At 41.6% G+C, this 14,979-nt stretch carries 13 protein-coding genes and 1 tRNA gene; 5 read left to right on the top strand and 9 right to left on the bottom strand.

Annotated features, from left to right (window positions below; genetic code table 11):
- Positions 1–12: 12 nt before the first annotated feature.
- The 4 genes from dapE to ACYX4N_RS13845 all read right to left on the bottom strand — a co-directional run bounded on the left by dapE (position 13) and on the right by ACYX4N_RS13845 (position 2,626).
- On the bottom strand, positions 13–1,149 hold the full coding sequence (gene dapE / locus ACYX4N_RS13860; RefSeq protein ID WP_476054444.1) for a succinyl-diaminopimelate desuccinylase: 1,137 nt from the start codon (positions 1,147–1,149) through the stop codon (positions 13–15).
- Positions 1,143–1,490, bottom strand: coding sequence for an ArsC family reductase (locus tag ACYX4N_RS13855; protein WP_476054443.1), 348 nt, complete (start codon positions 1,488–1,490; stop codon positions 1,143–1,145). Before ACYX4N_RS13855 ends, dapE begins: the two co-directional genes overlap by 7 nt.
- 241 nt (positions 1,491–1,731) lie before the next feature.
- Positions 1,732–2,232 (bottom strand): PTS sugar transporter subunit IIA, encoded by a 501-nt coding sequence (locus ACYX4N_RS13850; protein ID WP_476054442.1) that lies wholly within the window; start codon positions 2,230–2,232, stop codon positions 1,732–1,734.
- A 4-nt stretch (positions 2,233–2,236) separates the two neighbouring features.
- The gene (locus ACYX4N_RS13845; RefSeq protein ID WP_474807565.1) at positions 2,237–2,626 is read right to left on the bottom strand and encodes an ACT domain-containing protein; all 390 of its coding nucleotides are present in this window, start codon (positions 2,624–2,626) and stop codon (positions 2,237–2,239) included.
- Between the two features lie 664 nt (positions 2,627–3,290).
- Here ACYX4N_RS13845 and ACYX4N_RS13840 point away from each other — a divergent pair.
- Positions 3,291–3,656: a VOC family protein gene (locus ACYX4N_RS13840; protein WP_474807563.1), complete on the top strand. Its 366-nt coding sequence runs from the start codon at positions 3,291–3,293 to the stop codon at positions 3,654–3,656.
- Positions 3,657–3,855: 199 nt separating this feature from the next.
- Here ACYX4N_RS13840 and hppD read toward each other — a convergent pair whose 3' ends face one another.
- A complete protein-coding gene (gene hppD, locus ACYX4N_RS13835; RefSeq protein ID WP_476054441.1) occupies positions 3,856–4,929 on the bottom strand; it encodes a 4-hydroxyphenylpyruvate dioxygenase in 1,074 nt (357 codons plus the stop codon).
- Between the two features lie 299 nt (positions 4,930–5,228).
- Positions 5,229–6,524: a homogentisate 1,2-dioxygenase gene (gene hmgA, locus ACYX4N_RS13830; RefSeq protein ID WP_476054440.1), complete on the bottom strand. Its 1,296-nt coding sequence runs from the start codon at positions 6,522–6,524 to the stop codon at positions 5,229–5,231.
- 220 nt (positions 6,525–6,744) lie between these two features.
- Between hmgA and ACYX4N_RS13825 the strand changes: the two genes are divergently transcribed.
- From ACYX4N_RS13825 to ACYX4N_RS13815, 3 genes are all read left to right on the top strand, one after another.
- Entirely contained in the window at positions 6,745–7,173 is a 429-nt protein-coding gene (locus tag ACYX4N_RS13825) for a MarR family winged helix-turn-helix transcriptional regulator (protein WP_476054439.1), read from the top strand.
- A 232-nt stretch (positions 7,174–7,405) separates the two neighbouring features.
- Complete coding sequence (locus ACYX4N_RS13820; protein WP_476054438.1) at positions 7,406–8,479, top strand: patatin-like phospholipase family protein; 1,074 nt, start codon at positions 7,406–7,408, stop codon at positions 8,477–8,479.
- A 159-nt stretch (positions 8,480–8,638) separates the two neighbouring features.
- Positions 8,639–8,715, top strand: a tRNA-Val gene (locus ACYX4N_RS13815).
- Positions 8,716–9,160: 445 nt separating this feature from the next.
- On the opposite strand, the gene ACYX4N_RS13810 is transcribed toward ACYX4N_RS13815, so the two are convergent.
- From ACYX4N_RS13810 to ACYX4N_RS13800, 3 genes are all read right to left on the bottom strand, one after another.
- Positions 9,161–10,396 (bottom strand): phospholipase D-like domain-containing protein, encoded by a 1,236-nt coding sequence (locus ACYX4N_RS13810; protein WP_476054437.1) that lies wholly within the window; start codon positions 10,394–10,396, stop codon positions 9,161–9,163.
- Positions 10,397–10,547: 151 nt separating this feature from the next.
- Positions 10,548–11,480 (bottom strand): retron St85 family RNA-directed DNA polymerase, encoded by a 933-nt coding sequence (locus tag ACYX4N_RS13805; RefSeq protein ID WP_476054436.1) that lies wholly within the window; start codon positions 11,478–11,480, stop codon positions 10,548–10,550.
- The gene (locus ACYX4N_RS13800; protein ID WP_476054435.1) at positions 11,473–12,444 is read right to left on the bottom strand and encodes a retron St85 family effector protein; all 972 of its coding nucleotides are present in this window, start codon (positions 12,442–12,444) and stop codon (positions 11,473–11,475) included. The genes ACYX4N_RS13805 and ACYX4N_RS13800 overlap by 8 nt, the downstream gene beginning before the upstream one ends.
- Positions 12,445–13,160: 716 nt before the next feature.
- On the opposite strand from ACYX4N_RS13800, the gene ACYX4N_RS13795 reads away from it, so the two are divergent.
- Positions 13,161–14,888 carry a sensor domain-containing protein gene (locus tag ACYX4N_RS13795; protein WP_476054434.1) on the top strand — a complete coding sequence of 576 codons (1,728 nt, stop codon included), beginning with the start codon at positions 13,161–13,163 and terminating at the stop codon, positions 14,886–14,888.
- Positions 14,889–14,979: the final 91 nt, after the last annotated feature.

Raw genomic sequence — 14,979 nt, 5'->3', positions numbered from 1 at the left:
AAGACAAAAAAGCTATTTAGCCAGCAAGCGTTCTAAGATACCGAAGTACATATCTGCAAGTTGCTCTAGGTCAGCCATTTTTACGCACTCGTCAATTTTGTGAATAGTGGCGTTAACCGGGCCTAGCTCAATAACTTGTGCCCCCGTAGGTGCAATAAAGCGTCCGTCAGATGTGCCGCCAGCAGTAGAGAGTACTGTAGGCGTACCTTTAACTGCAGCAATCGCACCTTGGGTTGCTTCTAATAGCGCGCCTGTGTCGGTCAAAAATGGTTGTCCATTAAAGGTCCAGTTTATCTCGTACTCAAAATCGTGGGCGTCTAAAATAGCGGTGACACGTTCAATAAGAAGTTGGTCGGTCACTTCTGTCGAAAAGCGGAAGTTGAAGCAAACGTGAAGTTCGCCTGGTATTACATTACCTGCACCTGTACCTGCGTGAATATTCGAAATCTGAAAGCTGGTGGGTGGGAAGAAGTCGTTACCGTTATCCCAGTGTGATTTTGCTAATTCATCAAGAGCTGCCATGGCGCTGTGTACTGGGTTATTTGCTAGATGTGGGTAGGCAACATGGCCTTGCACGCCCTTTACAACTAAATCACCCGTTAATGAGCCTCTACGACCATTTTTAACAATATCACCGACTTCGTCTGTTGAAGAGGGTTCACCAACAATACACCAGTCAATTTTTTCATTTCGCGCTTCTAGGGTGTCGATAACGCGTGTAGTACCGTTAATAAACGGGCCTTCCTCGTCGCTCGTTATAAGGTAAGCAATGCTACCCTTGTGATCTGGATACTTGTTCACAAATTCCCGGGTGGCGACAAGCATAGCGGCAAGGCTGCCTTTCATGTCAGCAGCGCCGCGGCCGTGCAAATAGCCGTCAACTTCTGTTGCAGTGAAAGGTGGTGTTTTCCAAGCCGATTCTGGGCCACTTGGTACCACATCGGTATGACCAGCAAAACAAAATACAGGGCCTTCTTTACCTCGGCGAGACCAAAGGTTAGTGGTGTCTTCAAACACCATAGTTTCATTGTCAAACCCCAAAGCGCCTAAAAACTCGCCCATGGCTTCTTGGCAGCCTGCATCATCTGGCGTTACAGAGCGGCGGTTTATGAGTTGCTTAGCAATTTCAATAACAGAATAGTTTAACAAAATATTTCCTCATACTGTGCAGGTTTAAAACCAATGTGAAAAGCATTGCTGTGATACAGAATAGGGCGTTTAACCAAAGCGGGATGAAGCTCTAGCAAAGCGAGCGCTTTGTCTTTGTCTAAGTTTGCTTTTTCTTGCTCTTCTAGCTGGCGATAGGTTGTTCCACGTTTGTTTAACATGGTTTCCCAGCCAAGCTCAGACTCAGCGCGTACAAGGAAATCGTTATCGATACCGTCTTTACGGTAGTCGTGAAAGGTGAACGGGATATCGTTATCTGCTAACCATTTCTTCGCTTTTTTGATGGTGTCACAGTTTGGGATCCCATAAAGGATTGTGCTCATGGTGATTTATTCCGTACTACTTTGTTGTTTATTTGAAGAAGACACAGTTGCCAGCGTGCCATGAAGTCCAGTATTTATGCCGATGCATAAGAAGAAAAACGCTAAGCGCGTCTTGCGCACCAACAGTATTTCAGCTGTCGACTTTTCTTGTTTGCTACATCATACAAGCAGTTGATACGTTGTTAAACTCACTCGCGATGGTTTTTGAAGGTGAAAACCTATGCTTTGGCAAAGGACAAAGCTATAAGTAGAGTGTTAAAAGTGTATCTTCACCGGCTTCTACAAATTTTTGGTGAGTGGACAGCACACCGGTAAGCGCTTGGGCATTAAGCAAGGTTAGCGCACACGTGTTGCTTACACCACGCTGTTTCAGCCATGCGGCATTTACAGTAAAAAGTACCTGGTTGGGTTTAATTTGGTCGCCGCGCTTCAACGCGCAGACAAATTGTGCGCCATGCAGATGAGTTGTATCACCGCCGTATTTAATTTTGCATTTAAGACCTGCGGTAGACTGTATATCGATAGCATAGTCTAGCGGCGAAACGCTTAAAACTTTGCCAGCGAAAGGCGAAATCACGGAATTTGAATTAGAACTTATGGCGGCGCCTGGCCCCATAAGCCCATTTTTATAAAAAGGGTCGTCAATATCGCAAAGTGATACTACCTGCCCCGAAAATGGACTTAAGATGACGAATTGCTTGGTATAACTGTCTGGTGCGCACTGCAATTGCTTAGCGTTCACGGTTTTAAATGTCCTGACTTACTGTATAACCCGCGCCTTTGAGGGCGCTAATAGCATCTTTTAGTTTGTTATCTTTTACTAAAAAGAAATCAGTATCAAAGGTTGAGACAACGAAAATTGCCACCTTAGCCGATGCTAATACTTCGCCTATTTGTGCCATGATCCCTACCATAGACAAATGCAAAGGCCCTAGCAGCTCGAGTGCACGCCAACCTTCGTCGCTATCAAGGGAGGGAACATTGATAGAGTCTGGCACAACGATAGACAATTCATCTTCTGTTTTACCCAGAAAAAAGAGCGGGCTATTGAGTACAGAGGCTGGGATATCACTTTCTGGATCCAGGCTATGAATTGTAAACAAAGATTCTCTAACTAGCAGTGTTTGTTTTGGCATGAAAAAATCGGAAAAAAGATAACTTCGAAGATGTTCACATTAAACCACTAACTGTGATTAAGTGCTACGTGTTATCCACTTAATCTGTGGATAAGTTTGTTGAGTAGTTTGGGGTCTTATTGTAAGTTGCTGATATTAAATAATTAAATAAACTGTACAAACAATGTTCAGTGGATAACATTCTCTATTTTACAAGCATTTTCCACAGGTCATGTCTACAACTAAAATAAAAAATGTTTGGTCATTTTGCAATTTCTTAGCTTGACAAGCGTCACTTTTTTAAAAAATTTAAAACAGTAATAAGCGGCGACTTACCAGGGATCTACCGCTTAAAAACTTTTGTTTAAAACCGTGAGTAAGTTAAATCGATCTTTTATTTAACAAATAATTCGGAAAGTACTAAAGTCAGAAACAGGGTGGAGGGTTTTCTCCAAAGTACAAGAACAAGATTTGGGTTAAGGCTTGAGGAAAAAGTAGGAACAAGCGTCGGGTCAAAGCACAGCAAAAGCATAATTCAGTTATAACAAAACAGCTATAACAAAACAGCTATAACAAAACAGCTATAACAAAACAGCTATAGCAAAACAGTTTTATTGCACGTTTAGCCTAAGCTTTTACGAAAGCGATTGACCTTATTCCTAACTCTAACAAAAGAGAAAAAACAATGTCAGATTCTTCATGGTGCGATATTACTGTAGAAAATGCAGATGAACTCGTCAGCTTTTATGAAGCAGTGATGGGGTGGAAGAAAGAACCCATTGATATGGGAGGCTACAACGATTACGTCATGTTGAAGCCTGACGGTACGCCAGTAGGCGGTATTTGTCATAAGCAAGGTGTTAATGCGCAGTACCCAGGCGGGTGGATTAACTATTTCACGGTGGAAAACCTCGAGTCAGCTTTAAATGCGGTTATTGAAAAGGGCGGAAAGCAGGTGGGTGACATACGCCACCATGGCAAAGACAGCTTTTGTGTAATTACTGACCCAAGTGGTGCAGCATGTGCGCTTTATGAAAAAGGACAAAGCTAAGCAGGGATTAAATAATCACTACGATTAGAAATAGTGCTCTAAAATCGAAAAATTAAAAAGCAGCGTGTAGAGCTACTCGCTGCTTTTTTCGACAGCCTACTAAGTGATTTAGCTCGCCTAGCGCGACGGAATTACTTGCTCAGCGTTACGCGCTCGCTTGCTAAACACGCCCGCCCAGGGTTACTTTTTTGTGTCGGGGCTACTTGTTTAGCACACCACGGTTAACTTGGTCTCGTTCAATAGATTCAAACAGGGCTTTAAAGTTACCTTCTCCAAAACCTTCATCCTGCTTGCGCTGAATAAATTCAAAGAACACTGGGCCAAATACGGTTTCAGAGAAAATTTGAAGTAACAAGCGAGGTTCACCATTCTCGGTAGTACCATCAAGCAAAATACCGCGCTTTTGGAGTTCGTCAACGTTTTCACCGTGACCAGGCAAGCGCTCTTCCAGCATCTCATAATAGGTATTGGGTGGAGGCGTCATAAATTTCATGCCTCTTGCTTTTAGCTTATCTAAGCACGCCACTAGGTCGTCACAAGCGAAAGCAATATGCTGAATACCTTCACCGTTATACTTCATTAAGAATTCTTCAATTTGGCCGCCACCGCCAACTGCTTCTTCGTTTAGCGGTATACGAATTTTACCGTCTGGCGCTGTCATGGCTTTTGACAGTAGGCCGGTATATTCACCTTTAATGTCGAAGTAGCGAATTTCTCTAAAATTAAATAGCTTTTCGTAAAATCCTGCCCAGAAATCCATGCGACCGCGATACACATTATGGGTAAGGTGGTCTAGGGTATGGAATCCACATCCTTCAGGATGGCGATCTACCCCTTCAATCCAGTTAAAGTCGATATCGTAAATGGTGTTCTCGCCTTCATAACGGTCAATAAGGTACAGCATGGCGCCACCAATGCCTTTTATTGCAGGGAGTTTCAATTCCATTGGGCCCGTGTGTGTGTCCATAGGTTGTGCACCGCGAGTAAGTACTTCTTTATAAGCGTGCTGGGAATCTTTAACGCGAAAAGCCATGCCACAGGCTGAAGGACCGTGCTCTTCAGCATAGTAGCCTGCATGACAGTCTTTTTCGTAATTACTCAGTAGGTTGATGTCGCCCTGACGCCATAGCTCGACGTCTTTTGATTTGTGGCGTGCGACAAGGGTAAAGCCCATCGCTTCAAAGATAGGCTCTAGTATGCCTTTTTCTGGCGCAGTGAACTCTAGAAATTCAAACCCATCCAAATCAATTGGGTTTTCAAACAAATCAGCCATAGCAATACATCCTCAACGTAAATCATACTTTATAATTGTTGCTCGATTGTAAAGCTGCAGTGAAAAAGCAAGCAATAGGTAGCGTGTATGACCTTTTTGCGAATGGAAAGCGAGGCTGTAACGTTTAGTTTTCACCTGTGGCTGTAACCTTAGGTTAGAGTAAATAGACACGCTCTAACCTATTGAAAGTATTATTTATATAACAAGTTTTACGGCCGATTCCTGTGTTCATAAATTGATACAGGTAGCAAAACGAGTAAACCTTTTAATACTTGTAAGCATCAGTGGGAGTCGCGCGCCTACTTCTGCCCATCGTAATATTTCTTAAGACCTTTCCAACACGCCAAATAGTCCCGTTGGCGGATGTCATTATTTAAAGCAAATTCCGTCGGAGCAATGGCATAACGAGACTCAAACATAAATGCCAATGTGTTTTCGTAGCGTTGGGGGGCTAACTCAGCGTTAGACGCTTTCTCGAAAACTTCAGCTTCAGGTCCATGAGGGGTCATGCAGTTGTGGAGACTCATACCCCCCGGTACGAAGCCGTGTTCTTTTGCATCGTACGTACCTTCAATAAGCCCCATAAATTCACTCATGATGTTTCTGTGGTAATACGGTGGGCGAAAGGTATTTTCTGCTACCATCCACCTTGGTGGAAAAATAACGAAGTCTACGTTCGCTGTACCCTCTAGCTCAGACGGTGAGGTAAGTACGGTGAAAATAGACGGATCAGGATGATCGAAACTTACGGTATTCATTACATTGAAACGAGAAAGATCGTATTTGTAAGGCGCAGAATTACCTACCCAAGCCACTACATCAAAAGGGGAATGATCAAGTTTGGCTTCAAACAGGTTACCGCAGAACTTGTTGACCATGGTATGAGGCGTATCGTTATCTTCAAACCAAGCAGTGGGGTAACAAAAGTCTCGTTGGTTAGCATAGCCATTTGCGCCAACCGGGCCGCGTTCAGGCAATACAAAAGGGTGGCCGTAGTTTTCGCATACATACCCACGAATTGGCCCATTAGTAGGGTTAACAGCGAAACGAACACCTCGAGGGATAACCGCAATTTCACCCACCGACAAATTGAGCTTGCCAAATTCGGTGGTAATTAACATGTTGCCAAGTTGAGGGACAATAAGCATTTCACCATCAGATGAATAGAAAACACGGTTTTGCATATTTGCGTTGGCGCTGTAGCAGTGAATCCCCATACCTACCTGCGCCTTAGCGTCTCCGTTAGTGGCAATGGTGATTAGCGAATCTACAAAATCAATGGCTTGTTCAGGGAGCGGTATTGGACTCCATCTCAATACATTAGGTGGGCAATGCACGTCAGACTCTGGCGCAGTTCTTACCAAGCCACTATCAATTCTCACAAAGTCCCCCATTGCGATAGATGGGCGCAGACGATACGTCCAGCTGCGGCGATTCTCAGCCCTAGGAGCAGTAAATGCAGTACTGCTAAACTGTTCAGCATAAAGCTTATAGTTCACTTTCTGTGGGCTGAACTGGCCTTTAGGAAGTGCGCCTGGCAGCGCTTCAGTCTCGTGCTCATTGTTAAAGCCCGTTAAATAAGACAAGTTTTCCATATACCCTCCAATAGGCGGACTCAGTGTTGGATCCTGTTCCCGAATCAATAATAAAGTAGTTACAAATGAAACTATATGTTTTAGGCTAGAGGTAAATGAAATGTAAATCAATAATAGGCAGACAGTTGGCGGGTTAAGGGTAAAGCAGGTGTTGGTACGCTAGCTTTACACCTTTAGTAATAGGCGTTAACTGGCTTTCTTTTATAAAAGGAAATAGCACATGAAGCTAGAAGACATGCTGGCCTACAAGGTAGCCATGTTAGCCAGTGGTTTAAGTGAGTCGCTCGCAAAAGAATATGCTGACTTTAATCTCACTGTCCCAGAGTGGCGTATTCTAGCCACGTTAGGTGCTACCATCGATAGTGCGCAAGAGTCTTCGCTGACAGCAAAGGAACTCGCTATGGCAACGCGTCTTGATAAGGTTCAAGTTTCACGAGCGCTAGAGCGACTGGCGAAACGAGACGCTATCCATAAACGCTCCTGTGAAGATGACAAACGCGCCACCTTTATTTCACTGTCTATAATAGGTGTGCAAATTTACCAAACCTTGTTGCCGAGAATCATCCGCTGGCAAAATAGGCGATTAGAAAATATCACTGACGCTGAGTACCAAATATTTCTAAAAGTGATAGATGCGCTCAGGCCTTAAAATTCGGGTGAAATCCTTGGTGGCTCTGGTCTGAGCAGACGTCTGTTACACGCCATAAGGATTACTTTTACCCCTTTAACTGTTAAATTCCTCTGAACTAATCAAATGGCGCAGCAGTGGCGTCTATTATTCATGGCTTTTTGCCCCATAAATATTCAGCAATCGCTATTAGTCAGCGCTTGTAGCAAAGCATTTGTAAGAGCTTCAATTAAAAAATTAGCAAGGAAATTGAGTGGCCCCCCTAGATATATACGCAGGTAAAAAAGCACGTGAAACCATAATGAAAAACGGGTTTACGCCAGAGTTGTTCAGCTATTTTTTAGGGGCTTCTGGCGGCCCTAAATGGTTTTCGCTGGCGGGCCTGGACCGCGTAATATTTCCCGAATGGTTTGCCAATGTTGACCATCAAATACATGTTATAGGTTCATCTGCGGGGGCGTTCCGTGCAATTTGCGCTGTTCAAGACGACCCGCTGGCAGCCATAAACCGGCTAGCGACTTCTTACTCGACGACAACGTACAGCGAAAAACCAACACCGAGAGAAATCACCGCTAAAGCCGAAGACTTGTTGAAAGAAATGGTAAACGACGCGGGCAAGCAAGAGGTGCTGTCTAATTCTCGCTTCAAAGCCCACCTTATTGTTGCTAAGTGTTTAGGGGCTACCCGTTTTGAAAGTAAATTCAGGCAGCTTTCGGGCTTAGCTATGAGCGCAGCGGCTAACACTGTTAATCGCAAAAATTTGTCGCGCTTATACACACGTTATGTCTTTTCTACCCCGAATACGGACTTTGCCATTAACGACCCTTACCAGCTACCTACTAAGTACCATGATCTAACACAGGGGAATATACACTCTGCGTTACTTGCATCGGGTTCTATTCCCATTGTGATTGAAGGTGTACCGGAAATAGAAGGTGCACCTGTAGGTATGTATCGCGATGGCGGTATTATCGACTACCATTTCGATTTGTCATTTGGACCTGACGACGGATTAGTGCTGTACCCGCATTTTTACGATAAGCCTATCCCAGGATGGTTTGATAAGGGCTTAAAGGGTAGGGTGCCCCATAGTTCAAGCTACGATAATGTAGTGATGTTAGTTCCTTCAGCTTCTTTTGTAGCAAATTTGCCTTACAGCAAAATTCCAGACAGGAAAGACTTTGAAGTGCTCGATGCTGACACGCGCATTAAATACTGGCAAACGGTGCTAAAGGAAACCGACAGGTTGGGTGAATACTTTATGCGTGCTGTAAACGACGGGACCTTAGTTGACGCTATCAAGCCACTTCCTTTTAAAATGATATAAAGGAACTGCAATTTTTTAGGTAAATGGCTAATTGCTGTCAAATTAGTCACTTGAACCTTCTTTTAATAAGTTTTTCTTGCAGGTGGCGCCTATGCTAAGTATTATACGCGCCGTTGTCTGGCAATCGCCCACCTCACAGGTGCAACAAAATTTCTAAATGCGTCTATAGCTCAGTTGGTTAGAGCGCTACCTTGACATGGTAGAGGTCCCCTGTTCGAATCAGGGTAGACGCACCATTTTATTATTTTAAAAACAATGTATTAGCAAGATTTAGCAGTTTATATAAAAAACTGCGTACCAAATCCGCGCCATTTCCGCACCAATATCCAGTAGCAGTTTTTATCTATAAGAAGTTAATTTTTGTCTAGAATCTCATGTTGACTGCTGGAACCCGTGTCCACTTCAAATTTAAAGGTACGTAAATTTAAAAAATTAGGCTTTAAATGAATAAGTCTTAACTTGATCTGTCAGGTTCGAATAATAGCACTTGATCAAATCTGACAGTCGCATATGTGCCAAGAGCGGACAGTGGTAACGCCGCTTTATGAGGCATTTTTTGTAGATTTTTTTAGCCGAAAAATGGTAAAGCCATACAAAAAATTAGCTGACAAAAATTGTAAAACACTACAACCGGAAGCCGCCGACGCTTCCACCAGATGAGAAATTTACCGTTCTCTTCACTTAATTTTGTTTGGCAGTTATTTTGCACAAGTGATGTTCGATGAAGTATTCAGTGAGTGCATCTGCAATATCATCCAGACAGCGTTTCACACATTCTTGGTTTTCATCCATTTGTTTTTCTTTAGCCTCTTCTGAATTCTTTCCAAAGGGTATTTCTTCACCTGATGCTAGAATGAAATCACAATCTAGCTTCTCTTCTCTAATATTGTCGTGAATGGTCTCCTCTTCGAACGTAAGGTCGCTTAGAGTATTATTTACCTTCTCTTGCAATATTAATTCAAGGTCTCCCTCATGGCTTTCGGTTTCTTCAAGAAATTGGCAGTTGTCTAACACATCACGCAAAAAGAGATCTGAGTCGTTCACAAGGCGGTTGTAGATCGTATTGTGGTCGTCATAATCGAGTGATTCAAAGCCATAAAACATTGATGTGGTAAGCATTTCATCCAATGTGTGATGGATAGCTTTAGCGATTGCTTTTTTGATCAATGGCTTACGGTCGTTTATGTCAACATCAATGCGTTTTTCGATATCCAGACGCTTTTCTCTGGCGCTGTGAGCGTCAAAAGGAATTCGTTGGCATTGCTTGTGGATGCGTGTCAACTCCTGTGTAACATTATTTTCGCTCAGCGTACCAATGACTGAGCCTTCGGCAAGGTAAAGTTTATTCCAGATGCTGGTGGCGAGTTCATGTCCGCTTCCTAAGTGCAGCATAAGTTCATAGTTTCGCATGTTTTTGTAGTGTTTTGCCTCTTCACTTGCCTTGGTGTCTTCTGAGGTACTACTTAAATTCATTGAGCCGATAAACAGTTCATCGTCGCATTGGAGAAGTTTGATATGCGTATTTGGGTTGGCGATGATCTTTATTGAATCAACCTGTTCATAGGCGAGAATCTCCTCGAACGCGTTAATCAGGCCATCTTGTTGCTTTTTATCTTTCTTAGCGTTGTTCTTGTATTCACAGCAAAACGCGACATTCACTATCAGTCCGTCTTCGGCATTTTCGATAAGTTCATGAATAACATTAGGGAAACTCTCACCAACCATGTAAGTCATAATAGTGAGAGTGGTGACTTTACTCTTTTTGATTAGATGGCGAGCATCGACATAAGTTTTGCGAAACAGAACGTCTTTGATAGTGACGTTGGAAATGTCGAATTCATCACTCAGCTTGAAGCCCTGCAAAGAAGTTTGAGAAGTTTCATAGTCTTCATAGGCTTGGCGTGCAACTTTGGACATGGGTCACCGAATCCTTTAATTTTATCTTTATTGTACGACTGTTTTGGTAAGGCCTGAGATTTCTTACTCATAGCTGTCTGCCAGATGAAGTCTAAACCTATTCATCGAAACTGTAAGATCAGATATGAGCTACTACACTTTAAAATAAAATTTATTCATTCGAAAATAGTTTTTCTAGTGCTCTCTCGCCGTACTTTTTTTGCAAACGAATTTTAAATTGAGGTTCTATAAAAAAAGCAAAAGAAAGTTGACCTTTCAATGTATTTTTAGTCTCTCCATCAATTTTTCCTTCAATGTACCTGTGAAGCGAAGCTGATAGTAGTCTTCTCTTTTCCCTTCCGACAGATAATGCCCCTTCATTAGTAATCGTAATGCCAGTTACATGCCTATTATGTGCCTTTGAAGAAAAAACTGTTTTCTCTTCGTTAACTTTTAGTTCAGGATAGTTTTCATTTTTAAGTATATTTTTTACGATAGAAGGGATTTTAAATAAAGAGTTTTTGATGTTTGTTGAAAACGTAATGTCGTCAGCATACCTTGTATAACAAATTTTCATTTTTTTGCATTCCGATGACAGGATCTGGTCGAAATGATGCATAATAAAGTTTGATATTAGAGGTGAGCTAGGCGCCCCTATACTTAATTTCAAACTACTATTACTTCTTAATTTAAAGAAAAGTATGCTAGCAAGAAAATTTTTATCTTCATCGCTAACTATAATATTTTTCCTTTCAAGCTCTCTGAAAAGTAATGAAGGTGTAATGCTTGGGAAAAAATCTTTAAAATCCATTTTCAGTAAATACTGATTTTTTCTATGAATATTAGCATTATCTCTTATGCTTATGCTTTTCTTGTATGCTAAAGCAGATTCATGTATCGGCAATACATCTTGCAGCAGCCTGAGTGTTAGACGTTGAATAAATTTTAACTGCTTAGATGGATGAGCAATTGTTCTTCTGCCATTGCCAGACCGTTTAGGGATTGTATATATTTTATACCGGTGTGGCGCAGTATGAGCAAAAGAAATTAACTCACTCTCCTCTATACAAAGGCTTTCAGAGATAAAATTAACTATTTTAACCACAGTCTGTCCCCTTTAGTTTTAAGTTAATTTGTTTCTTCGCTGCCTTTCTTTTTCTAGCCTGTTCTGAGTTTTCCATTATGTAAGACTGGTTTATACTCATTTGCATAGATTGTGAGTCAGAAATTTTATTTTTCCTATCTTTTCCGAAACTTACATATTTTAAATCTTTTATTAGTGGGTAGTAGTACGTGTAGCTGCTATAAAAAAGATTGCTCAATAGTTGCATTTTCGTAAGTAGATATATGTGTCTTTTTATATCCTTTTCAGATATATCTAGGTCTAAAGCTGCGAGACTAATCTCAATTTCACTAATTGTTGTAGGATATGATAGCCTCACTATTTCGAGTATTAGTAATGCGACATGAGCTGAGTTTTCTTTGCTGAAATTGCTGGTCTTTGGAGATCTTCTTAGCTTGTCTTCAACATTTCCTAGAAGATCTAACAAATAATCATCGTCATAATTTATATCTTTATCACTAGGCCAAGGATATACAAGTACGGAACTGTTATCCTGTTTTTTTATATGCTCAAGTGGACCAAGATAAATGAATGAATCCTCTGATTCAATCTGGTCTTGAGCAGCTATTACCAACAACTTTTTATAAAAATTAGGCCTGCTGCAAAACATTCCCAATTCGACTAGTGAGCCCGGGCTTTCTAGAAAAATCATAACTAAACTTGCTATATTAGCAATCTCATCTTCAAATATCAGAAGGTCGTTATAGTTGTTTTCTTTGAAGTAATCTTTAAAATTCTCAGCCAGTACAATAGCATCATGAATTTTAGGTGCGGTATTGGCGGATGATTGGAGAAATCTGTCTCGGAAGCTTGGGGGAATTATACAAGTTGGATCTACCCTTCCACCACATACAAAAATATGAGGTTTTGCAAAGTTAACTTTAAAACGTTCGAAGACCAGTTTTCCAAACTGCTCAATTAAAACGTTATCAAAATCAACTTCCACTAATATCCCTTTAAAAAAAGTGCGGGATTATCCCCGCACTTGCACTCTTTACTAGAGGAAGCGAAAGATGTATTTCTTCCGCTCGCGAGGCACGAGGGATCGGAAGAAATACATCTTTCGCAACCCTAAATGTGCTCAATAAATTTGTGTCCGGCGAAACGCCAGACAAGGCTATAACCGCAAGCCTGTACGCTAAAGAGTAAATAAAGTCTAACTCAATTTATCAAGTACGACAATATCTGGCAGCTGTTTAAAACTGCTACCTCATACTTAGTAAATTTATGTAAAAAGCATGCCTTCTAGTGCCTTTGATATGTACCAATATACAGTAATAGAATTATTGTAAGTCTTTGATTTCCCGAGTTTCCATCTTTTCTTTAATTTTCTATCTTTTTTATGCGAAAAAGGTTTATAACTCATTGATAATAAAGCTTAAATTAATCCTTCTGTCATTACCTTGACATGGTAGAGGTCCCCTGTTCGAATCAGGGTAGACGCACCATTTATTTCTTCATCACAAAGATTACAACCTTTGTCGTATCCTACTTGTGCTATTGACACGGTATGGTGTATAGGCAGTTACAGTATTCATTTATTCTCCGTGTTCGTTATTGCGTCTTATAAGACCATCTAATTACTGGTTTTATACTACACTGAAATAGCGCTGATAATTTTTTTCTAACGCTGAGTACTTAAACAGTAGTTACGGGAGTACGATGAGCTTGCAGAGATACGAAGAGCCCTTGTTGTTTGGACAACATGGTGCTGCCGAGAGGCGGTTCCTAGAGCTTATTAGTGCCTTACCAAAGGTATCCGTGCAAGGGTACGACAAGCACAGAAATGTCATTTACTGGAATAAATCAAGTGAAGATATTTATGGCTACAGCGAAACCGAAGCGTTGGGTAAAAAGCTTGAAGACCTCATTATCCCAAACTTTATGCGAGATGACGTTATCAGACTTCATCAGCGCTGGATAGAGTTCGATGAGCCTATCCTCTCCGATGAATTGGTGTTAAAGAAAAAGGGCGGTCAGCCCATTCACGTTTTTTCTTCTCACGTAATGTTAAAGCAAGGCACTGATTCGCCAGAGATGTATTGTGTTGATATTGACTTAACTGAACAGCACGAGATACGTCAAGAGCTAGAGCTAATGGCGTCAACTGACTTACTCACTAACTTGCCCAACAGGCGCGCGCTAGAGCTATGTTTAACCTCTGTTATTGAAGATGCAAGGTCGTCTAACACAGGTTTTGCGTTGTTTTTTATCGACTTAGATATGTTTAAAGAGGTTAACGATACCCTAGGGCATAGTTGGGGTGATGAACTTCTAAAATCAGTTGCCAAGCGCTTGTCAGGCTGCATTGACAGCACCAACGGGGTACTTGCCCGATTTGGTGGCGATGAGTTTGTTTACTTGGCTAACGATGTTAGCTGTGAAATTAAGTGTGAGGAAATCGCTAAAACCCTGTCCGACTGTTTTCGTGAGAGCTTTGCGCTAAGTACAGAAAATGTCCATATTACCTCTAGCATTGGTATCAGTTTGTATCCTCGTGATGGCGATGTGATTGACGACCTTCTTAAGCATGCTGATGCAGCTATGTACCAAGCGAAGGCTGAAGGTCGTAACAGGTATCATTTTTTCACAAGCGCACTAAGTCAGCGGCTTCGCGAGCAAAGAAACGTAGCAGTTAACTTACGGGAATCGCTGCGCAATGATGAATTTAAACTTGTATTTCAGCCCCAAGTCGATTGCAACACCGGTAGGTTTACTTCATGTGAAGCACTGCTTAGATGGTGCCCTGTAGATAAAACCAAAGCCGCACCTCCTGATGTATTTATACCTATCGCTGAACGCGGTGAGCTTATAGGCGATATAGGAAACTGGGTGCTTAGAAAAGCGTGCCAACAGGCACAAGAATGGAAGCAAAAAGGTATTGAAATTCGTATCGATATAAACGTGTCAGGTAAGGAGCTAGAGAAAAGCTCTTACTTTAAATGCCTTACTGCTTATCGCGACGAATACAACTTGCTGCCTAAAGATATTGGGTTAGAGCTTACTGAAAACGTGCTAATAAAATCAGACAGTACTATTTTAGAAAACCTTCGAGCACAGAGGGCGTTAGGCGTGGAAATCTCAATTGACGATTTTGGCACTGGCTATTCTTCGCTAAGTTATTTGAAGCACTTTCCGGTAACGCATCTAAAAATCGACCGCTCTTTTCTAGGGGGCGCACCGGAAAATGAGTACGATAGTGCATTAATGGAAGCCATAGTTAACGTGGGCCATAAGCTAAACTTGAAGATTGTGGTGGAAGGGGTGGAAACAGAAAGCCAATCTGACTATTGTAAATCCCTAAATGTAGAATTTGTACAAGGCTATCTGTATTCAAGGCCAATAAGCGCTGACGCCATAGAGAGCTTATATAAGGAGCAAAGTCGTTAGGTTTAAAAAGTCGTTTAAGGCGCTAATTATTTTTCACACATCCGTGCCGTCTTCACACATTCGTTCACGGTAAACGCCTATCAAGTATCAT

This window comes from Alteromonas sp. ABH4_452 (genome assembly GCF_056311825.1).
This window is presented reverse-complemented; position numbering and strand designations above follow the sequence as displayed.